Source organism: Streptomyces azureus (assembly GCF_001270025.1).
Taxonomy (GTDB): domain Bacteria; phylum Actinomycetota; class Actinomycetes; order Streptomycetales; family Streptomycetaceae; genus Streptomyces; species Streptomyces azureus.
The window spans coordinates 1-22,265 of record NZ_DF968210.1; the positions used below are offsets into that span (position 1 = coordinate 1).

Sequence of the window (22,265 nt, forward strand, 5' to 3'; positions counted from 1 at the left end):
AGGAGGCCGCCCTGAACGCCCGCCAGGCGCTGCGCCTGGGCACCTACGGCGGCGCCCAGGTACTGGGCCGGGCGGCGGAGACCGGCTCACTGGAGCCGGGCAAGCTCGCCGACCTCGTGCTGTGGAAGCTGGACACGCTCGCCCACGCCTCCATCGCCGACCCGGTGACCGCCCTGGTCTTCGGCGCGGCGGCCCCGGTCACCGCCTCCTTCGTGGACGGCCGGCAGATCGTCGAGGACGGGCGGCTGCTCACGGCCGACGAGGACGCCATCGCCCGCTCCACGCGGGACGAGGCCCGGCGGCTGGCGAGGATCGCCGCGCAGGGCTGAACACCCCGAGGACTCCGGCCGGGAGGGACGGCTCCCGGCCGGTGGCCGCGGACCCGAGCGGGGTCCACGGCGGCCGTCTCCGGGGCGCACGTGCACGCGTGCGCCCCGGAACGGCCACCCCCCGTCCTGCACGTCCGGTCCCGCACGACCACCAGCACCACCTCCCTGACACCCACGGCCGTCATGTGACGCAGCCGTGTAACCGACCGGAGGGAAGCCGCCGTGGCCGACCACCCCGTTGACGAAAAACTCCCCGCGCTCAAGATGGCGACGACCGGTCTCCAGCACGTGGCCGCGATGTACGCGGGAGTCGTCGCCCCGCCCCTGATCGTCGGCGCGGCCATCGGCCTTACCGCCACCGACCTGACCTTCCTCACCGGCGCCTGCCTGTTCACCGCGGGCCTCGCCACGCTCCTGCAGACCCTCGGCATCTGGAAGATCGGCGCCCGGCTGCCGTTCGTCAACGGCGTCACCTTCGCCGGTGTCGCCCCGATGACCGCGATCGTCGCCTCCACCGAGGACAAGTCCGACGCCCTGCCGATCATCTTCGGCGCGGTCATCGTCGCCGGACTCCTCGGCTTCCTGGCCGCCCCCGTCTTCTGCAAGGCGGTCCGCTTCTTCCCGCCCGTGGTGACGGGCACGGTCATCACCCTGATCGGCATCTCCCTGCTCCCGGTCGCCTTCGGCTGGGCGCAGGGCCCCGACCCGGCGGCGCACGACTACGGTTCGGCGACCAACCTCGGGCTGGCCGCCGGCACCCTCGTCATCGTCCTGCTGCTGCGGCGCTTCACCCGGGGCTTCGTCAAGCAGATCGCGGTGCTGCTCGGCCTGGTCGCGGGCACACTGCTCGCGATTCCGTTCGGCGCCACGGACTTCGGCCCCGTCGCGGACGCGGCGGTCATCGGCTTCCCGACCCCCTTCCACTTCGGCGCCCCGCAGTTCCAGCTTGCCGCGATCCTCTCCCTGTGCGTGGTGATGGTGGTGTCGATGACCGAGTCGACCGCCGACATGCTGGCGCTGGGTGAGATCGTCGACCGCCCGGCCGACGAGAAGACCATCGCGGCCGGCCTGCGCGCCGACACCCTCGGCTCGGCGATCAGCCCGCTCTTCAACGGCTTCATGTGCAGCGCCTTCGCACAGAACATCGGCCTGGTCGCGATGACGAAGATCCGCAGCCGCTACGTCGTCGCGGCCGGCGGCGGCTTCCTGGTGCTGATGGGCCTGTGCCCGATGGCCGCCTCGCTGATCGCCGTCGTACCGCGCCCGGTGCTCGGCGGGGCGGGCGTGGTCCTGTTCGGCTCGGTCGCGGCCAGCGGCATCCAGACCCTGGTCCGGGCCGGCTTGGACAAGGACAACAACGTCCTGATCGTGGCCGTCTCCCTGGCCGTCGGCATCATCCCCATAACGGCGCCGGAGTTCTACCACGCCTTCCCGGAGACGGCGCGGATCGTCCTGGACTCGGGCATCTCGACGGGCTGTGTCGCGGCGGTCCTGCTGAACCTGGTCTTCAACCACCTGGGCCGACGCGACCGGGACGCCCACGACGTGACCCACCCGATGGAGGCGGGCGAGGAGATCACGGGCGTCCCCAGGACCCCGACCGCTCCGTGAGACCGGCGAACACAGCTCCGGACTCCGCTCGGGCAGAGAGGCCGGCCGGTGGCCGTCAAGGGCGCCTGCTCCTGCTCGCCGGTGCGCGAGGGGCGGCGGGCGCGAGGTCCCGCCGCCCCGCCCTTCCGGGCCCTGTCTCAGGCGCGCCGCTCCCGCAGCACCGCCGCCGCCGGCACCAGCGCCCCGGCCGCGATCACCGTCGCCACCCGGAACGCGAGCTGGTAGCCCTCCGCCGTGGCCGCCACCAGCTCCGTGCCCCGGTCGAGCAGGCCGTCGGTGTGCCAGGCCGCCAGGACCGACAGCACCGCCAGACCCAGCGAACCGCCCACCACCTGCGTGGTGTTGAAGAGCCCGCAAGGGAACACCGGTGTTACCTCGCAGGTCGTGAACGCGCACGCATGCCCGGTCCGTGAAGTTCTTGACAGGGTCTCCGGCAAATGGAGCGTCCAGATCCTCGTCGCCGCGGCTCACGGCCCCATCCGCTTCACCGAGTTGGAGCGCAGCATCGAGGGCATCAGCCGCCGGATGCTGACCCTGACGCTGCGCAACCTGGAGCGCGACGGCCTCGTCACGCGCACGGTCCATCCGGCGGTGCCGCCGAAGGTGGAGTACGCACTTACGCCCGTGGCCCGGGAGTTGCACGAGACCCTCCAGCGCCTGACCGACTGGGCCGAGCGCAACAGGGTCTACATCGCCGAGTCGCGCGCGTCCTACGACGAGGAGCACGCGCCGGAGCCGGTCTGACCTAGGGAGTGTCCCCCTGGAGCCCGAACAACCCCGGGTCCGACGCCAGCTTCCTGAAGTGCTCCTGGGGGCCCGGGACCAGCTTGCGGGCCTTCAGGTCCAGCAGGCCGCCGACCGCCGTGATCTCGGCCGCCACCGTGCCGTCGGTCTTGCGGACCGTCTGCTCGATGCGGAAGGTCTTGCCCTCGCCCCAGGCGAAGGCGCAGGTCACCTCGACCTCGTCGCCCGCGAGCAGCTCCCGCTTGTAGCGGATGGTCGTCTCCAGGGCGACCGGGCCCACGCCGCTGCCTATGAGGGCGGACTGGCTGATCCCCGCGGCCTGCAGTAACGACCAGCGGGCGTGTTCGGCGTAGTTCAGGTACACGCTCTGGTTGAGGTGACCTTGTACGTCTGTCTCGTAACCGCGGACGGTCACCGGGACGGAAAACGGCTCGCTCATGGGCTTCCCTTCTCGCACCGGACACTCGTGGCGTACGCAACGATCCCCTGATCTTGGCATGCTCATCAGGCCCGGCGCGGCGATGCCAGGAGATAGCGGGTCCCGGTGCGCGGCTCGCGGTGCTCGCTCACCTGCCAGCCTGCCCCTTCCAGGGTGGCCGCGCAGGCCCGCAGTGTCTCGCCGTCCGGCTCGTACACGGCGACGGCCTCCGGCTGCGGGGTCTCCCGCACCCGGTAGCCCCCGTCGTCCCGCCCGGCCGGGCGGTGTCCGGCCGCCTCCAGCGCGAGTGCGGCGGCTTGCACGAGATGCGTACGCTCCCAGCCGCACGGCCGCTCCACGGCACCGTCCGGGTTGGTCATCCGGCGCAGCTCCAGCAGCCCCTGCCAGGCGCTGTGCACCTCACGGCGCCGGGCGGGTCCGGCCTGCGGCGCCGTCTCCTCCCCGCCGACGCGCGCGGCGAACACACCGGCGGTGGCGGGGGCCTCGGCGGCGGGTTCGGGCACCTGGGTGACGCCCTGCCGTACCCGGTGGCCTTCCGGCGTCAGGAAGTGGTCGTGCGGCGGCCGCGGGTGCCGGAAGGCGAGCCCCCGCTTCACCAGCGCCGCGAGCTGTGCCTCCGTACCCCGCAGCCGGCCGGTCACCGGATCGGCGGCGTCGATGACCCGCCGCTGCGCGGCGGTCGGCGGTCGGGTCACGACGTGCTCCTTTCCGAGCCCGGCCGCCCGGTCCCCTCGGACGGCCCACTGCAACGCTACGACCCGCCTCTGACATCCGCCCCTACTGCCGGTATCCGCCCAGGAAGCGCCCGATGCGCCCGATCGCCGCCTCCAGGTCATCGGCGTAGGGGAGGGTCAGGATGCGGAAGTGATCCGGGGCCGGCCAGTTGAAGCCCGTGCCCTGCACCACCTGGATCTTCTCCCGCAGCAGCAGGTCCAGGACGAACTTCTCGTCGTCGTGGATCTTGTGGACCTTGGGGTCGAGGCGCGGGAACGCGTACAGCGCCCCCTTCGGCTTCACGCACGTCACGCCGGGAATCTCGTTCAGCTTCTCCCAGGCCACGTCGCGCTGCTCGCGCAGGCGGCCGCCCGGCAGGGTGAGGTCGCGGATGGACTGCCGGCCGCCGAGCGCGGCCTGGATGGCGTACTGGGCGGGCGCGTTGGCGCACAGCCGCATGGAGGCCAGCATCGTGAGGCCCTCCAGGTAGTCCTTCGCGTGCTGCCTCGGACCCGTGACCACCAGCCAGCCGGAGCGGAAGCCCGCCACGCGGTACGTCTTCGACAGGCCGCAGAAGGTGAGCACCACCAGGTCGGGGGCGAGCGCGGCGGCCGAGTGGTGCACGGCGTCGTCGTAGAGGATCTGGTCGTAGATCTCGTCGGCGAACACCATCAGGCCGTGCCGCCGGGCGAGGTCCAGGATGCCCTCGACGATCTCCTTCGGGTAGACGGCGCCGGTGGGGTTGTTGGGGTTGATGATGACCACGGCCTTCGTGCGGTCCGTGATCTTCGACGCCATGTCGTCCAGGTCCGGGTACCAGTCGGCCTGCTCGTCGCAGAGGTAGTGGACCGCCTTGCCGCCCGCGAGGGTAGTCACCGCCGTCCAGAGGGGGAAGTCCGGGGCGGGGATGAGGATCTCGTCGCCGTCCTCGATCAGTGCCTGGACCGCCATCGACACCAGTTCGGACACGCCGTTGCCGAGGAAGACGTCGTCGACGCCGACCTCCAGGCCCAGTGTCTGGTACCGCTGGGCGACCGCGCGGCGGGCGGGGAGGATGCCGCGCGAGTCGGTGTAGCCGTGCGCCTGCGGCAGCATCCGGATCATGTCCTGGAGGATCTCCTCCGGCGCCTCGAACCCGAAGAGCGCCGGGTTGCCGGTGTTCAGGCGCAGCACGCTGTGACCGGCCTCCTCCAGCGCGTTGGCGTGCTCTATCACCGGGCCGCGGATCTCGTAACAGACCTCGCTCAGCTTGCTCGACTGCCGGAACTCCATGCGCCGCTTCCCCTCGCCGACTGTGTTGCTTGGTTTTACCAAGTAGCTGCTTGGAAAGTCCAACAACTTGTCTAGACTGCGTCGCATGCCACCTCGCCGAAGCTACGACCAGTACTGTTCCGCCGCTCGCGCCCTCGACGTCGTCGGCGACCGCTGGTCCCTGCTGATCGTCCGGGAGCTCCTCGCCGGTCCCCGCCGCTACACCGACCTGCACGCGGACCTGCCCGGCGTCAGCACGGACGTACTCGCCTCGCGGCTGAAGGACATGGAGCGCGACGGCCTCGCGACCCGCCGTCGGCTGCCCCCGCCCGGCGCGGCCTACGTGTACGAACTCACCAGTCGGGGACGTGAGTTGCTGCCCGTACTCCAGGCGCTGGGGGAGTGGGGCCAGGCGGAACTCAGGGAGCGGCGCCCGACGGACGCGGTACGGGCGCACTGGTTCGCCCTGCCGCTGCTGCGCCTGCTGGACGGGGAGGGACTCGTCGAAGTCCGCCTGGAGGAGGGGCTGTTCCACCTGCACGCCGGTGCCGAGGAGGGACCCGTGTACGGCGACGGGCCCGCCCCCGGGCAGCCGGACGCCCGGCTGGTCCTGGACACCGGCACGTGTACGGCGCTCAGCCGGGGGGAGCTGAGCCTGGCCCGGGCCGTGCGGGAGGGCCGGGTCGAGGTGAGCGGCGAGGGCACGCTCGCCAAGGCACTTCGGGAGGCGTGAAAGAAGGCCCGCAGTCAGCGGGCCTTCTGGAACACCGTCAGGCGCTCGGTGGCACCCGTGACGGGCGTCCCGCGCCGCGCGTCAGCGCGTACCCGGCGACCCCCGCCAGCGCCGCCAGCACGCCGCCCACCCCGGTCCACACCCACCGGTCCGACCACCAGCCGGACGCCCAGCCGTCCTCCGGTTCGAGGTCGGCCAGCACCGCCGCGTTCTCCCGCTGATCCTCGGGCTTCGTCGCGATGCCCGGCACCAGAGGCTCGGACAGCGAGCCGTCCACCGCCGCCGCGCCGCCCATGTCCTTGGAGTCGGCCCGGACTTCGGTGTCGACCGGGAGGCCCAGGTCGGCGGTGGCGACGCCGGTCGCCGTCAGCCGGATGTAGTAGGTGCCGGGCAGCGGGTCGTTCGCCCACGGCTCCGACCAGGCGCGGACCGTGCGCAGCACGCAGGTCAGGTCCACGGAGGAGGCGTCCGCCGCCGCGGTGCGGGTCTGCGCCCCGTACTGGCAGGCCTGGCGGCGGCGCAGGCCGTCGTACACGTCGATCTGCCAGGTCTGCGCGGCGTGGGTGTCCGGCAGCTTCACCGTCGCCCTGACCGTGGGGCGCTGTCCGGTGTCGGCGGGGAACGACCAGTACAGGTAGTCGCCCGTGGAGCCGCTCGCCGTGGCCCGCTGCCCCTGCTCGATCTCCGTGGCCGTACGGAAGGAGGTGCCCGCCCGGGTGGGTGCCGCCGACGAGTCCTGCGACGGACTCGGCGAGGCGTCGGCCGCGGCCGGAGCGGCCGCCAGTCCGAGGGTCAGCAGCGCGGAGCTCAACGCACGTACCGTTCGCATCAGTTGGTCCTCCAGACCGCGACCCGCCAGCGCGAGAGCCAGCCCCAGACGAGACCGGCGAGGAAGCCGGTGAGAATCAGCGCGCCGAGCAGCCACCAGCCGCGGCCGAGGCCGAAGGAGGCCACGTCGCCCGCCTGGGTCGGACCGTCCACGACGTCGACGGTCAGCTCCAGCGGCAGCCCGGGCGTGGTCTTCACCCCGGAGGCCGCCGAGAAGGAGTGGGTGACCGCCAGGCACACCCGCTCCGCGGCCGGCTTGTCGCCGTCGGCGCCGTCACGCTCGGGCTCGGGGTATCTGAGCCCCGTCGAGATCACATCCGTACGGCCGTTGCCCGCCGCCTCGCCGCGCACGATCTCCCGGCCGTGCGCCGTGACCGCCCGCAGCAGCACCCCGTAGCCGGGGTTCACGGCCCGGTCGGCCGCCACGCTCACCGAGGCCCGCAGCTCCTGGCCCGGCAGTACGTCCACCCGGTACCAGCGCTGCTGCCCGAACTCCTCCCGGTCCGTGTACAGCCCGGACTTCAGCGCCGGTGCCCCGGTGCACTCGGCGGCGCCCTCCACCGGCACCGGCGTCACCACCGGATCGGCCGCCCGGTCCACCAACTCGTTGACCCGGTCGGTGAGTTCGTCCTGGTGCTCCACGGACGTGTAGGTGCCGCCGGTGGCCTCGGCGATGCAGCTGAGCTGCCGGCTCAGCTTGGCGGTCGGCACCAGGCCCAGCGTGTCGATGGTCAGGCCGATGCCCTTGGCGGCGATCTCGCGGGCCACCTCGCACGGGTCGAGCGGGGCGCAGGTGTCCTCGCCGTCGCTGATCAGCACGATGCGCTTGGAGCCGTCGCCGCCGTCCAGGTCGTCGGCCGCCTTCAGCAGGGCCGGGCCGATCGGCGTCCAGCCGGTCGGGGTGAGCGTGGCGACGGCCGTCTTGGCCTCGGTGCGGTCCAGCGGGCCGACCGGGTAGAGCTGGGCGGTGTCCTTGCAGCCCGTCTTGCGGTCGTCGCCGGGGTAGTCGGCGCCCAGGGTACGGATGCCGAGTTCGACCTCCTCGGGCGTCGCGTCCAGCACCTCGTTGAACGCCTGCTTCGCGGCGGCCATCCGCGACTGTCCGTCGATGTCCCGCGCCCGCATCGAACCGCTCACGTCGAGGACGAGGTCGACCTTGGGGGCGTCCTGGCCCGTGGGTTCACCGGCGACCGCTCCGGCCGGGAAGGCGAGCCCGGCCGTCAACGCGGCGAGCAGGGCACAGACCGCTGCCACCGGCCGTTTTCTTGTGATCATCGGCGGATCTTATTGATCACCGGGGTGGTGTTCCAAACGGGGCTCAGGCAAGCGGGTTGGGCAGTTCCGCCCACTGGTCCCCGGCCGTCTGCGGCGAGAGCCGCATCAGCGTCAGCGCCTTGGTGGGCAGCGGGTCCGCGCGCAGCGCCGCGAGGTCCGGGGTGCGGGGCAGATCCCGTACGGCCGTCCGCAGCGCCTCCGTGAGCGCCGGCCCCGACCCTGCCGTGCCGGCCAGCGCTCCCGCCACCAGCGAGCCGAACAGCTTGTGCCGCAGCGTGCGTTCGTCGTCCGTGACCATACGGGCGGGCAGGCCGGGCACCGTGATGCCGTGCCGGGCGAGACGGGCGGGGCTGACGCGGATGTCGGCCAGGTCGCGGTAGACCAGCCGCAGCGGATCGCCCGCCGGCGACAGGATCACCAGGAGGTTCTGGCCGTGTGCCTCCAGGGCCACGCCCAGCTCCAGCAGCCGCAGACCGACGGTGAGGGCGAGGCGCGCGAATCCGGCCAGCCAGGCGGGGGAGCGAGGGAGTTCTGTGGTGGCGAGCGCCGCCACGGGCAGGACCCGTTCGCCGCCCGTCGCGTAGGCCTCCGGCGGCTCCCGCAGAACGGCCGCGAAGTCGGGGGAGCCGGCCGCCGCCGCGGCCAGGGTGCGGGTCACGTGCAGCAGGCCGTCGGTGTGCGCCGCCGGCGTCTCTGCGAACTCGGACAGCACCGCGGACGCGGCCACCGAGGGCAGCGAGATGTCCCGCACCGATGACGTCAGCCGGGCACTGAGCGAGGTCTTGACGTGCGGCCCGCCGGGCAGCGCGAGCGTCCGCAGCGCCATCAGGGGATGCCCGGCGCGCCGCTCCTCGCACACCCGCTTCAGCACGTGCGCCGCCTGCCACGGGTGTACCGGGAGCACCACCCGCTCCCCGTCCCGCAGCTCCCGCGGCCACGCCCCCGTCACCAGGCACTCCTCGGCCCGCACCGGCACCAGCCCCAGCTCCACCACGGGCCGGTGCTCGGGCCCGTAGGCGAGCTGCTCGGCCACCGAGAAACCGGGCCGGGACCGGCAGGTGGGGTGGAACGGATGCCCGTCGACGATCCGCTGCTCCCACTCCCAGTCGCTCCCCGGCGACGCGTCCGTGGCGCGGCCCTCCTGCCCCGCCCTCGACAGCGCCAACGAGGCGACACTGTGCCCGAGTTCGGCGGCGAAGGACGCGGAGTGCGGTACGGCGAGGTCCGTCACCAGCCGGGCCGGATCGTCGTACTCCGCCTCGTCGAGCCGTACGACCGTGACGTACGCGCCGGTCGCGTACGGATCCGGCCGCGGGCCGTGCAGCCGGCGGCCGTCGGACAGGTACAGGGTCAGCCCGTCCCGGCCCTGATCGCGGCGGGTGACCCAGGGCAGCGGATCGTGGGCGAGACCGCGCCACAGACGGGACAGCACGGCCGCCCGGGCACCGGGCAGTTCGGCCTCGTACCGCGGCAGGAGACCGGGCCGTACGACGGCCAGTTCGTCGGCGACCTCGGCCTCGGCGGTGGGGAAACGGTGCACGGGCGGGCTCCTCGGGTACGAATAGGGCGTCACGGCGGGATGACGACGGCACGCATACTGATCATCTCCGCCCGGAAGTCCGGAAATCCGGAAGGACCGCAGGGAACGAGTGGAACGCGTGGACCTCATGCCCCCGCCCGACGGCGACGACTCCGCCCACGGCGCATCCGCCTCCGGCGACTCCGTGCCCGGCGCATCGGGTCACGGCGACTCCGTGCCCGGCGCATCGGGTCACGGCGACTCGGCCTCTGGCGCATCCGCCCACGGCGCCCCCGCCCCTGGCGCATCCCCCCATGGCGACCCCGCCCAGGACGACCCGGTCGCCGGCGGTCTCGCCGAACGGGCCGACGCGTACGCCGCCGTGCCGCTGCTGAACTGCCTGCTGCGGGAGGTGGCGCGGCCGGTGAGCGAGACGGGCGAGCACCGGGTCCACCACCTGCCCGGCGGGGACCGCCTGCTGCGCGTGCGCGGCACGCGGCGGCCCGCCGAGCCGGAGGTCCGTGTGGCGGGTGGCTGGCACCGGGTCGGCCACACCGAGCTGGTCAAACTCGTCGCCGAGGAACTGCGCCGGCACACCGGACTGTCCAACCACGAACTGCCCGCCGAGATGATCGACAGCCGGGACGCCGTGGCCGCGCTGCTGGCCGCCCGCGCCCGGGCGATCCCGCCCGACGACCCCTATCTGCGCTCCGAGCAGTGTCTCCTCACCGGCCACACCCACCACCCGGCGCCCAAGGCGCGCGGCGGCGGCCCGGCCGCCGGCTGGCTGCCGTACGCGCCCGAGGCGTACGCCCGCTTCCCGCTGACCCTGCTCGGGCTGCGCGAGGACACCGTCGTCGAAGAGGGCGACACCTCGCCCCTCGACGCCCTCGGCACGGCCCCGCCCGGCTACCGGCTGCTGCCCGCCCACCCCTGGCAGCTCGACCTGGCCGGCCCCGAGCTCGCCGACGCCTTCGCGGACGGCAGACTCGTCCGGCTCGGGACGACCGCCTTCGACACCTGGCCGACGGCCGCGATCCGCACGCTCTACGCGCCCGGGCACGACCTCTTCCTGAAGTTCAGCCTGGACGTGCGCATCACCAACGACATCCGCCGGCTGTGGCGACACGACCTGCTCGCCCTGCGCCGGACCGACGCGGCCGTGTGCGCCGCCTTCGAGACGTTCGAAGGCCCCCCGGCCTGGCTCGGCGACCGCGGGTACCGCACCGCCGACTTCGCCTTCGAGGCCCTGGCCGTCCTCGTCAGGGACGGCTTCGAAGGCCGTCTCCTGCCCGGTGCGACCCCGCTGCTCGCCGCCGGTCTCGTCGAGGGCTTCGACGGCAGCCCCCTCGACCGGACCACCGACCCCGAGGCCTGGTGGGCCGCGTACCTGGCGCAGGTGGTGCCCCCGGTCCTGACGGCCTTCGCCCGGCACGGTGTCGTCATCGAGGCGCATCTCCAGAACACCCTGGTCGCCGTGGACGCCGGCGGCACACCCGTGCAGGCGCTGTACCGGGACGCCGAGGGCGTGAAACTGCTGCCGGACGTGGAGCGGGCAGCCGGCTGGGAGCGGCTCGTGTACTGCCTGGTCGTCAACCACCTCGGCGAGATCGCCGGTGCCCTCGCGGAACGCCACCCCGGCCTCGATCCCTGGCCCGCCGCCCGCCGCGAACTCGCCCGCCACGACGTCCCCGAGATCTCCGCCCTGCTCGCCTCACCCACTCTCCCCGGCAAGACGAACCTGCTGCTCCGCTGGACGGGCGCGGACGGCGCGGACGCGCGCTACCTGCCGCTGCCCAACCCGCTGCGCTGCGCCTGAGAGCCGCTCACCCGTCCGGGCCGGCGGGGCACCGGCGGAGGGCCGCGGTCAGCGCCTGCGGCAGCGCCGCACTGTGCCACGGTCTGCGACTCCCTGACGGCGCCCGGGGTCAGGAGTGACCTGACGCCGCTGCCGCCGGATCGGGCTCCGGGGCGGGCGGGGCCTCGTCGTCCATGTCGCCGCGCAGGGCGGCGATGACGAAGGCCGTCATGGAGGCCAGGCCGAGCAGCGCGAGCGGCCCCCAGATCGCCGGGACCGCCCAGAACGGCCAGCCGTTGGCGGCCTGCGCCCACAGCGTGAAGAGGGCCGCGACGGCCATGCAGACGCCGTGCCAGCGCACCACGACGGCTGCCTTCGCGTGCCGCCGGTCGCCCCGTGCGAACAGGGGCCACGCACCGCCGACCAAGGCGGGCAGACCGAACGCGAAACAGGCGAGCGCGCCGCCGAGGCGGTCCTCGGGCCGGCCCACGGGCCCGTGGGACGTCTGCTGCCGCCGCCCGTCGGCGTCCTGTACCTCGACGACCTGCCCGTGCCAGATCAGGCCGACGACCTTCTCGCCCGGTTCCAGCTCCGACACGACCGGATCGGTCTGCGGGAACGTCACGTCCCAGGGCTTGCCGGAGGGCAGCAGCAACTCCGCCTCCGGCGAGCCGTTCCGCCTCCCGCGGTTCAGGCCGGCCTTGCGGACGGTGAACTCCTGCTCCCACCGGCATCCCGACGCCTTCACCGGGACGGAGGCGCAGACCGGCGCGGCACGGAACTCCCGCTCCCGGTCCAGCGCCCCGCGGACCTCCAGGGCCATGGCCACTCCGACGACGAGCGTCGCGAGCCCCATCAGCAGCCACACCACGCTGCCCGGCCCCTGCCGTCTCCCCGACCCCATCGTGCCCCCACCCCTCGCAGGACTCCGCCCGCACCGTATCCGAACCTGTCCGGACCAGCCCCTGGCGACCCGACGGCCTCATGGAATGATGATCAGCGGCAATGTGAGGGCGGAACGACGAGGAAGCCGGTGTGACCGACGATCCCCTGCACGGAACGGCGCCCGGTCCGGCGCCCTGTCGCATCGTCGTGTGCCGGGACTGCTGTTGTGGCAGTGGCAAGGTGACCGGGATCGATCACGCGGCCCAGACGGAGCGGCTGCGGGCGGCGGGGCCGGTGCGGATCTCCGAGTGTCTCGACGTCTGCGACCAGGCCAACGTCATCGTCGTCCAGCCGTCCGCCGAAGGCCGGGCCGCCGGGGCCCGGCCGGTGTGGCTCGGGCTGGTCAACGACCCGGCCGCGACCGAGGACGTCGTCTCCTGGGTGCGGGAGGGCGGCCCGGGTGTCGCCCCCCGGCCCGAGATCCTCGACCTGTACGTGTTCAGCCCCCTTGGGAGGCGGCGCCCGGACGGGTCATGACCGGTCCGGCACACGAGCGCGGGGAGCCGGGGTGTTCATGCCGCGGGAGCCGGGCGGGCAGCCGGGGACCGGGCGCGATGGTGTACCCGAGCACAGGCGTGCTGGTCAGCGCCCAGTAGAGTGCGCCTCTGTTGCCCCCGAACCCCGAGGTACCGCGCAGTGACCCCCGCACCTGACGCACCGACCGCCGCCGTGACCGTCGTCGGGCTCGGGGCCGACGGCTGGGCGGGACTGCCCGACGCCTCCCGCACCGCACTGCGCGAGGCCGAGGTCCTGATCGGCGGACCCCGCCAGCTGGATCTGCTGCCCCCGGAGTGCACCGGGCAGCGCGTCGCCTGGCCCTCGCCGTTGCGCCCCGCCGTCCCCGGCCTGCTCGCCGCGCACGCCGGCCGCCGGATCGCCGTACTGGCCAGCGGGGACCCCATGTTCTACGGCATCGGCCGCGCCCTCGCCGAGGAGACCGGCGCCCCGCGCGTCCTGCCGCACCCCTCCTCCGTCTCCTACGCCGCCGCCCGGCTCGGCTGGCCGCTGGAGGACGTCGAGGTCGTCACGCTGGTCGGCCGGCCCGCCGCCCGACTGGCCGCCGCCCTGCACGACGGCCGGCGGCTCCTCGTCCTCAGCGCGGACGCCACCACCCCCGGCGAGGTCGCCGCCCTGCTGCGGGACCGGGGCTTCGGGCCCAGCCGGATGCGCGTCCTCGAACAGCTCGGCGGTGAGAAGGAACGCACGACCGACGAGGCCACCGCCGACGACTGGCCAGGGGTGCGGCAGCCCGGTGATCCGCTGAACATCGTCGCCGTGGAATGCCGCCGCGCCCCGGACGCCCTGCGGCTCGGCGCCGTGCCCGGGCTCCCGGACGAGGCGTACGAGCACGACGGGCAGCTCACCAAGCGGCACGTCCGCGCCGCCACACTCGGCGTGCTCGCCCCCGCACCCGGCGAACTGCTGTGGGACATCGGCGGCGGCTCCGGCTCGATCGCCGTCGAGTGGATGCGCACCCACCCCGCGTGCCGCGCGGTCACCGTGGAGCGGGACCCGGCGCGCGCCGAACGGATCAGCCGCAACGCCGACCGGCTCGGCGTGCCCGGGTTGCGGGTCGTCACCGGCGCCGCGCCCGCCGTCCTCGCCGAACTCCCGCCGCCCGACGCCGTGTTCGTCGGCGGCGGTCTCACCGCGCCCGGCCTCCTCGACGCGTGCTGGGAGGCGCTGCCCGGCGGCGGGCGGCTGGTCGCCAACACCGTGACGCTGGAGTCCGAGGCGCTGCTCGCCGACGCCCACCGGCGTCACGGCGGCGAACTGGTGCGGCTCGCGGTGGCGCACGCCGTGCCGGTGGGAGGTTTCACCGGGTGGCGGCAGGCGATGCCGGTGACCCAGTGGGCCGTACGGAAAACGCTCGACACCTCTTCGGGAGCAGACAGATGACCGTGTACTTCATCGGTGCCGGCCCCGGTGCCGCCGACCTGATCACCGTGCGCGGCGCCCGCACGCTCGCCGCCTGCCGGGTCTGTCTGTACGCGGGCAGCCTGGTCCCGCGCGAACTGCTCGCCGAATGCCCGCCGGACGCCCGGCTGGTGGACACCGCGCAGCTCGACCTGGACCAGATCACCGCCGAGTTGCTGCGCGCCCACGAGGAGGGGCACGACGTGGCCCGGCTGCACTCCGGGGACCCCGCCGTGTTCAGCGCGGTCGCCGAGCAGATGCGGCGACTGGACGCGGCCGGGGTGCCCTACGAGGTCGTCCCCGGCGTCCCCGCCTTCGCCGCCGCGGCCGCGTCCCTGAAGCGGGAGCTGACCGTACCGACCGTCGGCCAGACCGTGATCCTCACCCGCGTCGCCAACCGGGCCACCGCCATGCCCGAGGGAGAGGACCTGGCCACCCTCGGCCGCAGCGGTGCGCTGATCGTGCTGCACCTGGCCGCCAAGTACGTGGACCGTGTGGTCGAGGAACTCCTCCCGCACTACGGCGCCGACTGCCCCGCCGCGGTCGTCGCCTACGCCTCCCGCCCGGACGAGCTGATCATCCGCGGCACCCTCGACGAGATCGCGGGGAAGACGAAGGAGGCCGGTGTGCTGCGCACGGCCGTGATCATGGTCGGGCGCACGCTCGGGGCGGAACAGTTCCGGGACAGCCACCTGTACTCGCCGGAGCGGGAACGCCACGTGTGCTGAAAGCGGTGAACGTGTACGGCCCCCGCCGTCAGGCCGGCGCGCTGCGCCCCACCACCGTCCCCGCCCGGTCGATGCAGATCACGTCGACCACGACCGGCGCCCCGCGCAGCACGGCCAGGGCCTCGTCGCGGGCGGTCGCGGCGACCAGGTCGCCGAGCGGGACCCCGGCGGCCAGGCACGACTGGAGCGCGGCGAGCCCGGTGTTGGCGTCCGCCACCTCCCCGGCCAGCGTCTCGTCCGCGCCGCCGCGCCGGGCCAGCTCGGCGAGGAAGCCCTTGTCGACCTGGGAACGGGCCGAGTGCAGGTCGAGGTGCCCGGCGGCGAGCTTGGAGAGCTTGGCGAAGCCGCCGCAGATCGTCAGGCGGTCGACGGGGTGGCGGCGGATGTACTTCAGCACGGCGCCCGCGAAGTCGCCCATGTCGAGCAGGGCGTCCTCGGGCAGCCCGTACTCGGCCACGACCGTCTTCTCCGACGTCGACCCGGTGCATCCGGCGACATGCCTGCGCCCCGCCGCCCGCGCGACGTCCACGCCCCGCCGGATGGAGTCGATCCACGCCGAGCAGGAGTACGGGACGACGATGCCGGTCGTGCCCAGGATGGACAGGCCGCCCAGGATGCCGAGCCGGGGGTTCCAGGTGGAGCGGGCGATCTCCTCGCCGTGGTCGACGGAGACGGTGATCTCGACGTCGCCCGAGCCGCCGTGCCGGGCGGCGACCTCGGCGACATGGTCGCGCATCATCTGGCGGGGGACCGGGTTGACGGCCGGTTCGCCGACGGGCAGGGGCAGGCCGGGGCGGGTGACGGTGCCGACCCCGGGGCCTGCCCTGAACACCACCCCGGACCCGGCGGGCAGTCGCCGTACCGTGACCCGGACCAGCGCGCCGTGCGTGACGTCCGGGTCGTCTCCGGCGTCCTTCACGACCCCCGCCATCGCGAACCCGTCGCCCAGCTCCTCGACGGCCAGCGCGAACGACGGCGTCTGCCCCTTCGGCAGGGTGATCGTCACGGGGTCGGGAAACTCGCCGGTCAGCAGGGCGGTGTACGCCGCCGTCGTGGCCGCCGTCGCACAGGCGCCGGTGGTCCAGCCGGGCCGCAGGCCGGTGCGCTCCAGCTGGGCCCTGCGGCCGCCCTTCACCGGTTTCCTCCGAGCATGCCCCGGTCTTCAGGCCGGGGAGGAATCGGACTCCTGCGGAGCAGGGCAGGGAAAGCCGAATCGCCGTCAGGGCGATTCGGCGTCTGCCACGGCGGCGTCGCGCTCGACCTCCAGCCGATAGACGATCTCGGAGTTGAGGGACCTGCGGGCGGACTTGGCCTGAGCGACAAGCCACTCGTGCAGCTCGGCGGGCAGGCGGAGGGTGATGCGCTTCTCTTCATCCATGACTCCAGAATAGTGGCCTTCTGCCTCTTATTGAGAGGTAGAATGACACCATGGCGACGCGACAGAAGACTTCGGAGGATGCCGGGCACGCCCGGTACACCTACCGGCTTCGCGTGTCGTCGACCGCCCGTACCGCCCTCCTCGCCGAGTGGGACCGGTGCCGCTGGATCTGGAACGAATGCGTCGCCAAATCCCGCGCCGCGCACGCCCACAACCGGGCCAGCCCCGGCGACAAGCTGACGTGCGGCCCGGCCCAGCTCGACAAGATGCTGACCGAAGCTCGCGCCAGGACGCCGTGGCTCCGTGAAGGCGCGTCGGTGCCGCAACAGCAGATCATCCGGGACTTCGCCAAGTCCCGCTCGAAGGCGCTGAAGGACATCGACAAGCGGCTGCCGATGCGGCAGCGCGCGGGCATGCCCCGGCCGAAGAAGAAGCGCGAAGCCCTGCCGACGCTGAACTACACCCAGCGCGGGTTCCGGCTGAAGGACGGCCGCCTCCACCTCGCGGGCGGCATTGAGCTGACCGTGGTGTGGTCCCGCGAACTCCCGGCCGCCCCCTCCAGCGTGCGCGTGTACCGGGACGTGGCGGGGCACTGGTACGCCTCGTTCGTCGTCGCGACCGAGGTGCAGCCGCTCCCCGCGACCGGTGCCGTCCTCGGCGTGGACTGGGGCGTCAAGGAGACCGCCACCACCACATCCGACGCCCACGACCTCCCCCACCCGCAGCACGGGCGAAAGGCGCAGGCGAAGCTGACCCGGTACGACCGGATGGTGGCGCGCCGCAAGCCGAAAACGGGGCAGGCGTCGTCGAAGGGCCACCGCGAGGCGAAGAAGTGGCGCGCGAAGACCTACGCGAAGATTGCCCGGCAGCGGCAGGACACCGCCCGCAAGTGGGCGAAGAAGGTCGTCCGCGACCACGACACCATCGCCGTCGAGGACTTCCGGCCGAAGTTCCTTGCGAAATCCACCATGGCCCGCAAGGCGGCGGACGCCGCGATCGGTGCCACCAAGACGGCCCTGATCGAGATGGGCCGCAAACACGGGCGCGACGTGCGCCTCGTGCACCCCGCGCACACCAGCATGGACTGCGCGTCGTGCGGAGCGAGAACCAAGCACGCACTTCCTCTTTCGGAACGTACCTACACCTGCACCGCGTGCGGAGTGGTGTCCCCCAGGGACAAGAACTCCGCACGCGTGATGCTGGTCCGGGCTGGTCTCAACCCGGCTGGTGTCGAGGGCCTAAGACCTCCGGGAGCGCTGATCCCGGAGGCAGCCTGAGCCAGGAATCCCCTCCCTTCAGGGAGGGGAGGATTCAATTCGCTGCTCATGAACGGACCCCGGACTTTCATGCACGTACTGATTCTCGGCGGCACCACGGAAGCCCGCCGTCTTGCCGAACTGCTCCACGACACGCCCGGCCTGACCCTGACCAGTTCCCTCGCCGGGCGGGTGGCCAGCCCCCGCCTGCCGCCGGGCGAGGTCCGGATCGGCGGCTTCGGCGGGGCGGAGGGGCTGGCCGCGTGGCTGCGCGAGCACCGGGTGGACGTGCTCATCGACGCCACCCACCCTTTCGCCGGGACGATCAGTTTCCACGCGGCGCGGGCCGCCGCCACCGCCCATGTTCCCCTGCTCGCCCTGCGGCGACCCGGCTGGGTCCCCGTAGCGGGCGACGACTGGCACGACGCCGGCTCCCTGGAGGAGGCCGCGCGGCTGCTGCCCGCGCTCGGCCGGCGCGTGTTCCTCACCACCGGGCGGATGGGCCTGGCCGCGTTCGCCGCCCTGGACGACCTGTGGTTCCTCGTCCGGTCGGTGGACGCGCCCGAGGCCCCGCACCCGGCCCGCATGGAGGTGCTGCTCGACCGCGGCCCCTTCACGCTCGACGGCGAACGCGAGCTGCTGCGCCGGCACCGCGTCGACGTCGTGGTGACCAAGGACAGCGGCGGAGCGGCCACCGCCCCGAAGCTGACCGCGGCCCGGGAGGCCGGACTACCGGTCCTCGTGGTCCGCCGTCCCCCGGTCCCCGAGGGCGTCCCGGTCGTGACCGGGCCGGAGGAGGCGGCCCGGTGGGTCGGGGAGTTGTCCCACGGGCGCGGCTTCCCGGCCACCGGCTGAGCTCCGTCCTGGTTCCGTTGGCGGGCCGGCCCGGCCGCGCCTGCTCGGTGCGTGGCCTCTCCTCGCGCCGCGTCCGTGCCGGGGCCTGTGCTGTGTGTCTCCGGCTGGGTGGACGCCGGCCCGATGGGCCGGGGAGGTGCTCCGCCGCCGCGGCTTCCCGGCCACTGGCTGAAAGCCGGCCTGACCGGGCGGCGGGTCGGCCCGGCCGCGCCTGCTCGGGGGCTCTCCGAGTCTCCGAGCAGGCGAGGAGCCGGCCGCCGTGCCCCCTCACGCCTCCGGATAGCGGCGCGGAGTCCACACGATCTCCTCGCCGTCCCCGCGCCGTACGGCCCGGGTCTGGGAGGAGCCGACCAGCAGGATCGTGCGCATGTCGACCTCGACCGGGTCCAGGTCGGCCAGCCGTACGATCCGGACGCGTTCGCCGGTGCCGCCCACGTCTCGCGCCACCACGACCGGGGTGTCCGGCGCGCGGTGCTCCAGCAGCAGCTCGCGTGCCTTGCCCACCTGCCAGGTGCGGCTGCGCGAGCCGGGGTTGTACAGGGCCAGCACCAGGTCCGCCGAGGCCGCCGCGTGCAGCCGTTCGGCGATGACCTCCCAGGGCTTGAGCCGGTCGGAGAGCGAGATGGTGGCGTAGTCGTGGCCGAGCGGGGCGCCCGCGCGGGCCGCTGCCGCGTTGGCGGCGGTCACGCCCGGCAGCACCCGCACCGGGACGTCCGCGTACTCCTCCTGGGACGCGGCCTCCAGGACGGCCGTCGCCATGGCGAAGACGCCCGGGTCGCCGCCGGAGACGACCGCGACCCGCCGCCCGCGCCGGGCCAGATCGAGGGCGAACTCGGCGCGCTCGGACTCGACCCGGTTGTCCGAGCCGTGCCGGACCTGCCCGGGGCGCCGCGGCACCCGGTCGAGGTAGGTCGTGTAGCCGACCAGGTCGTCGGCGGCGGCCAGCGCACCCCGGGTCTCGGGCGTCAGCCACAGCGGACCGGCCGGCCCGGTCCCGACCACGACGACCTCGCCCCGCTCCCGGGACTCCGGCCGCTCGGCACCGGCCTGGCTCGGCAGCACGGCCACCGAGAAGTACGGCACCGACTCCGCGTCCACGTCGGCCAGTTGGGCCAGCCGCTCCCCGGCCATGGTGGCCCGCTCGACGTACCGGGCGTCACCCAGCCGCCCCGAACCCTCCAGCGCGCCGCGCACCTTGGTGAAGGTCCGCCCCAGCTTCATCACCACGGCCGCGTCGGTCGAGGCGAGCCGTGCGGTCAGCTCCTCCTCGGGCAGGGTGCCCGGCAGGATGGTCAGCACCTCCTCGCCCTCGGCGAGCGGGGTGCCCAGCCGCGCGGCGGCGGCGGACACGGACGTGACGCCGGGAATCACCTCGGTGTCGTAGCGGTCGGCGAGCCGCTTGTGCATGTGCATGTAGGAGCCGTAGAAGAGCGGATCGCCCTCGGCGAGGACCGCGACGGTCCGCCCCGCGTCCAGGTGCGCGGCGAGCCGGGCCGACGCCTCGGCGTAGAACTCGTCGATCGCACCCTGGTAGCCGCCCGGATGGTCGGTGGTCTCGGTCGTGACCGGGTAGACCAGCCGCTCCTCGATGTGGTCGGCACGGATGTGCCGCGCCGCGATCGAGCGGGCGATGGAACGGCCGTGCCGGGCACTGTGGTACGCGATCACGTCCGCCTCGGCGATGACCTCGACGGCCCGTACGGTCATCAGGGACGGGTCACCGGGGCCGAGCCCGACCCCGTAAAGCCGCCCCGCTGTGGACTGCTTGCCGCTCACTCTTCCTCACTCGCGATCGCGTTGAGCGCGGCGGCGGCGATGGCGCTGCCCCCGCGACGGCCGCGCACGACCAGGTGCTCAAGACCGGACGGATGCGCGGCCAGGGCGTCCTTGGACTCGGCGGCCCCGACGAAGCCGACCGGCACGCCGATCACGGCGGCCGGGCGGGGAGCCCCCTCCTCGATCATCTCCAGCAGCCGGAACAGCGCGGTCGGCGCGTTGCCGACGGCGACCACCGAGCCTTCCAGCCGGTCCCGCCACAGCTCCAGCGCGGCGGCGCTGCGCGTGGTGCCCAGCTTCGCGGCCAGCTCCGGCACGGACGGGTCGGAGAGCGTGCAGAGCACGTCGTTGCCGGCGGGCAGCCGCTTGCGCGTCACCCCGCTGGCCACCATCTGCACGTCCGTGAAGATGGGCGCGCCCGCGCGCAGGGCCGCACGGGCGCGGGAGACCACGGCCGGCGTGTAGGCCAGGTCCCGTACGAGGTCGACCATCCCGCAGGCGTGGATCATCCGGACCGCGACCTGGCTGACGTCGGCGGGCAGGGCCGCGAGGTCCGCCTCCGCGCGGATGGTGGCGAAGGACTGGCGGTAGATGGCCGCGCCGTCCTTCTCGTAGTCGTACGTGGTCACGGTGGTCTTCTCGCTGCTCTCGGTCGTCGTAGGGGTCATGAGGTGATCTCCGCCAGGGCGGCGGCGAGTCGGGCGGGGTCGTGCATCGAGGTGGTCCGGGGTTCCTCTCCGCCTACGGCGGTGGAGAGCCGGTAGCCGCCTCCCGGTTCGGCGACCACGTCCACGCGGTCGCCCCGGGGGTGTCCGCAACGGCGTTCGCAGCCGGACCAGTACAGGGGCAGGCCGTGCGGGGCGATCGCCCCGAGGGTTTCGGCCGCGTCGGTCCGTACGTCGGCCTGTGACTTGGCGCATCCGGGCCTGCCGACGCAGGCGCCGACGCGCAGCCAGGGGGAGCGGGGGTCAGTGACGAGGCCGGTGGCGGCGAGGCGGGCGAGGGACTCGTCGGCGCGGGTCCCCGGTGTGGGAAGAACCACACCGCGCCACGGCGTCAGACGCAGCTCACCGGCGGCGACATGGGTCAGTTCCCGCCATTGGCGCGCCGAGAGCCGGCCCAGCGGTACGTGCACGGAGAGGCCGTCACCGACAACTCCCGGGGGCGGTCCGTCCGTGCGGCCGGTCTCCCGGCCCCGCCGCTCGTGGCGGATGCCCCCGGCGGTCAGACGCCTGCCGACCGCATCGAGCAACTCGCCCTCGGGAAGGGCGAGTTCATCCACGCGCCAGACCTGCGCCCCGCTCGTCCGGGCCGCCTCCAGGAAGGTCTCCGCGGCCAGCAGCGCGGCCCGGGCCGCTTCCTCGGCGGAGACCTGAAGCGCTTCTCCGGCCGCTCCGAGGCCGAGTCGCGCACCGCCGTCCGCCGTCGCCCGTACCGTCACATCGGCACCCAGACCGGCCACGTCCCCGCGTCCGTCGTCGAGTGCGAACAGGAAACGCCCCGACAGGGCCCGCGCCGCCTGGCTCGCGCACAGCGCCGCGTCGAGGGCCGTCAGCCAGGGCCGTACGTCCAGCGCGCCCCGCCCGTCGAGACCGGACAGCGGCGAGGCCACGATGTTGCGCACCCGCTCGTGCCCGCGCGAGGGCAGCAGCCCGGCGGCGTCCAGCAGCCCGGCCAACTCCCCGGCGCAGCCGTCGTCCAGACCCCGCAGCTGCACGTTGCCGCGCGAGGTCAGATGCAGGTCCCCGTCGCCCAGCCGCTCCGCCACGTCGGCGAGCACCCGCGCCTGCCGCACGGTCAGGACCCCGCCGGGGACCCGGACACGGGCCAGCGCGCCGTCGTCCGCCGCGTGCAGCCGCAGCGTCCCCGGGCAGGCGTCACCGCGGTCCCGGGAGACCGCTGTGGCCTGGGGCGATGAACGGAGGGCAGGCGTGGACATGGCGGCGAGCATACCTACCCTCACACCCGGTGTATGCCCCGCCCTTTTCCCCCGCCCCTTACTATGCTCCTCGGTGGATCATCCGGTCCGCCGACGCCACGACGGCGACAGGGGAGGAAGCCCGGTGCGAGTCCGGCGCGGTCCCGCCACTGTGAGCCCGGCCCACACGGGCCGGGCGAGCCAGGAACTCCCGCCGTCACACCACCAGCCCGGGGCGCGGACACCCCGAG

The 22,265-nt window shown here is 73.7% G+C and carries 22 protein-coding genes, 1 pseudogene and 1 riboswitch; of the genes and pseudogenes, 10 read left to right on the forward strand and 13 right to left on the reverse strand.

Annotation, left to right across the window (positions count from 1 at the left end; genetic code table 11):
• Both AOQ53_RS04645 and AOQ53_RS04650 read left to right on the forward strand, forming a co-directional pair.
• Positions 1-329: amidohydrolase family protein (locus AOQ53_RS04645; protein WP_148640288.1), on the forward strand; the 329-nt coding region annotated here is incomplete at its 5' end.
• Between the two features lie 222 nt (positions 330-551).
• On the forward strand, positions 552-1,940 hold the full coding sequence (locus AOQ53_RS04650) for a nucleobase:cation symporter-2 family protein (protein WP_059415208.1): 1,389 nt from the start codon (positions 552-554) through the stop codon (positions 1,938-1,940).
• Between the two features lie 137 nt (positions 1,941-2,077).
• On the opposite strand, the pseudogene AOQ53_RS04655 reads toward AOQ53_RS04650, so the two are convergent.
• Positions 2,078-2,293 (reverse strand): annotated as a pseudogene (locus AOQ53_RS04655) (MFS transporter); the annotation flags it as partial.
• A 31-nt stretch (positions 2,294-2,324) separates the two neighbouring features.
• On the opposite strand from AOQ53_RS04655, the gene AOQ53_RS04660 reads away from it, so the two are divergent.
• Positions 2,325-2,684: a winged helix-turn-helix transcriptional regulator gene (locus tag AOQ53_RS04660; RefSeq protein WP_059415211.1), complete on the forward strand. Its 360-nt coding sequence runs from the start codon at positions 2,325-2,327 to the stop codon at positions 2,682-2,684.
• A gap of 1 nt (position 2,685) precedes the next feature.
• Here AOQ53_RS04660 and AOQ53_RS04665 read toward each other — a convergent pair whose 3' ends face one another.
• The 3 genes from AOQ53_RS04665 to AOQ53_RS04675 all read right to left on the reverse strand — a co-directional run bounded on the left by AOQ53_RS04665 (position 2,686) and on the right by AOQ53_RS04675 (position 5,109).
• Positions 2,686-3,123: an acyl-CoA thioesterase gene (locus tag AOQ53_RS04665; RefSeq protein WP_059415213.1), complete on the reverse strand. Its 438-nt coding sequence runs from the start codon at positions 3,121-3,123 to the stop codon at positions 2,686-2,688.
• 65 nt (positions 3,124-3,188) lie between these two features.
• Positions 3,189-3,818 (reverse strand): hypothetical protein, encoded by a 630-nt coding sequence (locus AOQ53_RS04670; RefSeq protein WP_059415214.1) that lies wholly within the window; start codon positions 3,816-3,818, stop codon positions 3,189-3,191.
• 82 nt (positions 3,819-3,900) lie between these two features.
• Entirely contained in the window at positions 3,901-5,109 is a 1,209-nt protein-coding gene (locus AOQ53_RS04675; protein ID WP_059415216.1) for a pyridoxal phosphate-dependent aminotransferase, read from the reverse strand.
• 85 nt (positions 5,110-5,194) lie between these two features.
• Here AOQ53_RS04675 and AOQ53_RS04680 point away from each other — a divergent pair, with 85 nt between their 5' ends.
• Positions 5,195-5,821, forward strand: a complete 627-nt coding sequence (locus tag AOQ53_RS04680) for a winged helix-turn-helix transcriptional regulator (RefSeq protein ID WP_059415218.1) — start codon at positions 5,195-5,197, stop codon at positions 5,819-5,821.
• 37 nt (positions 5,822-5,858) lie between these two features.
• Here the strand turns inward: AOQ53_RS04680 and AOQ53_RS04685 are convergent, their stop codons facing one another.
• Genes AOQ53_RS04685 through AOQ53_RS04695 form a run of 3 tightly spaced genes read right to left on the reverse strand, consistent with a single transcriptional unit; the run spans position 5,859 to position 9,464 of the window.
• Positions 5,859-6,650 carry a hypothetical protein gene (locus tag AOQ53_RS04685; protein WP_059415220.1) on the reverse strand — a complete coding sequence of 264 codons (792 nt, stop codon included), beginning with the start codon at positions 6,648-6,650 and terminating at the stop codon, positions 5,859-5,861.
• The gene (locus tag AOQ53_RS04690; protein WP_099054526.1) at positions 6,650-7,924 is read right to left on the reverse strand and encodes a VWA domain-containing protein; all 1,275 of its coding nucleotides are present in this window, start codon (positions 7,922-7,924) and stop codon (positions 6,650-6,652) included. Before AOQ53_RS04690 ends, AOQ53_RS04685 begins: the two co-directional genes overlap by 1 nt.
• A gap of 43 nt (positions 7,925-7,967) precedes the next feature.
• A complete protein-coding gene (locus AOQ53_RS04695) occupies positions 7,968-9,464 on the reverse strand; it encodes an IucA/IucC family protein (RefSeq protein WP_059415224.1) in 1,497 nt (498 codons plus the stop codon).
• 127 nt (positions 9,465-9,591) lie between these two features.
• On the opposite strand from AOQ53_RS04695, the gene AOQ53_RS04700 reads away from it, so the two are divergent.
• Positions 9,592-11,262, forward strand: coding sequence for an IucA/IucC family protein (locus AOQ53_RS04700; RefSeq protein ID WP_078945154.1), 1,671 nt, complete (start codon positions 9,592-9,594; stop codon positions 11,260-11,262).
• Between the two features lie 109 nt (positions 11,263-11,371).
• Here AOQ53_RS04700 and AOQ53_RS04705 read toward each other — a convergent pair whose 3' ends face one another.
• A complete protein-coding gene (locus AOQ53_RS04705) occupies positions 11,372-12,145 on the reverse strand; it encodes a hypothetical protein (protein WP_236711589.1) in 774 nt (257 codons plus the stop codon).
• A 131-nt stretch (positions 12,146-12,276) separates the two neighbouring features.
• Here AOQ53_RS04705 and AOQ53_RS04710 point away from each other — a divergent pair, with 131 nt between their 5' ends.
• The 3 genes from AOQ53_RS04710 to cobM all read left to right on the forward strand — a co-directional run bounded on the left by AOQ53_RS04710 (position 12,277) and on the right by cobM (position 14,831).
• Positions 12,277-12,663 carry a hypothetical protein gene (locus tag AOQ53_RS04710; protein ID WP_059415227.1) on the forward strand — a complete coding sequence of 129 codons (387 nt, stop codon included), beginning with the start codon at positions 12,277-12,279 and terminating at the stop codon, positions 12,661-12,663.
• A 159-nt stretch (positions 12,664-12,822) separates the two neighbouring features.
• Entirely contained in the window at positions 12,823-14,085 is a 1,263-nt protein-coding gene (locus AOQ53_RS04715) for a bifunctional cobalt-precorrin-7 (C(5))-methyltransferase/cobalt-precorrin-6B (C(15))-methyltransferase (RefSeq protein ID WP_059415231.1), read from the forward strand.
• Complete coding sequence (cobM, locus tag AOQ53_RS04720) at positions 14,082-14,831, forward strand: precorrin-4 C(11)-methyltransferase (protein ID WP_059415233.1); 750 nt, start codon at positions 14,082-14,084, stop codon at positions 14,829-14,831. The genes AOQ53_RS04715 and cobM overlap by 4 nt, the downstream gene beginning before the upstream one ends.
• Positions 14,832-14,859: 28 nt before the next feature.
• On the opposite strand, the gene AOQ53_RS04725 is transcribed toward cobM, so the two are convergent.
• Both AOQ53_RS04725 and AOQ53_RS40375 read right to left on the reverse strand, forming a co-directional pair.
• Positions 14,860-15,966 carry a cobalt-precorrin-5B (C(1))-methyltransferase gene (locus AOQ53_RS04725; RefSeq protein ID WP_059415235.1) on the reverse strand — a complete coding sequence of 369 codons (1,107 nt, stop codon included), beginning with the start codon at positions 15,964-15,966 and terminating at the stop codon, positions 14,860-14,862.
• An 84-nt stretch (positions 15,967-16,050) separates the two neighbouring features.
• The gene (locus AOQ53_RS40375) at positions 16,051-16,209 is read right to left on the reverse strand and encodes an Arc family DNA-binding protein (RefSeq protein ID WP_078945149.1); all 159 of its coding nucleotides are present in this window, start codon (positions 16,207-16,209) and stop codon (positions 16,051-16,053) included.
• 50 nt (positions 16,210-16,259) lie between these two features.
• Here AOQ53_RS40375 and AOQ53_RS04730 point away from each other — a divergent pair, with 50 nt between their 5' ends.
• The gene (locus AOQ53_RS04730) at positions 16,260-17,486 is read left to right on the forward strand and encodes an RNA-guided endonuclease InsQ/TnpB family protein (RefSeq protein WP_059415237.1); all 1,227 of its coding nucleotides are present in this window, start codon (positions 16,260-16,262) and stop codon (positions 17,484-17,486) included.
• 69 nt (positions 17,487-17,555) lie between these two features.
• The gene (locus AOQ53_RS04735; protein ID WP_059415239.1) at positions 17,556-18,320 is read left to right on the forward strand and encodes a cobalt-precorrin-6A reductase; all 765 of its coding nucleotides are present in this window, start codon (positions 17,556-17,558) and stop codon (positions 18,318-18,320) included.
• A 267-nt stretch (positions 18,321-18,587) separates the two neighbouring features.
• Here AOQ53_RS04735 and AOQ53_RS04740 read toward each other — a convergent pair whose 3' ends face one another.
• The 3 genes from AOQ53_RS04740 to cobG are packed head-to-tail and all read right to left on the reverse strand — an operon-like array spanning position 18,588 to position 22,047.
• A complete protein-coding gene (locus AOQ53_RS04740) occupies positions 18,588-20,096 on the reverse strand; it encodes a precorrin-2 C(20)-methyltransferase (protein ID WP_078945150.1) in 1,509 nt (502 codons plus the stop codon).
• Positions 20,093-20,764 (reverse strand): precorrin-8X methylmutase, encoded by a 672-nt coding sequence (locus AOQ53_RS04745; protein WP_174523229.1) that lies wholly within the window; start codon positions 20,762-20,764, stop codon positions 20,093-20,095. Before AOQ53_RS04745 ends, AOQ53_RS04740 begins: the two co-directional genes overlap by 4 nt.
• Positions 20,761-22,047, reverse strand: coding sequence for a precorrin-3B synthase (gene cobG / locus AOQ53_RS04750; RefSeq protein ID WP_174523230.1), 1,287 nt, complete (start codon positions 22,045-22,047; stop codon positions 20,761-20,763). Before cobG ends, AOQ53_RS04745 begins: the two co-directional genes overlap by 4 nt.
• A gap of 101 nt (positions 22,048-22,148) precedes the next feature.
• A riboswitch (cobalamin riboswitch) is annotated at positions 22,149-22,225 on the forward strand.
• Positions 22,226-22,265: the final 40 nt, after the last annotated feature.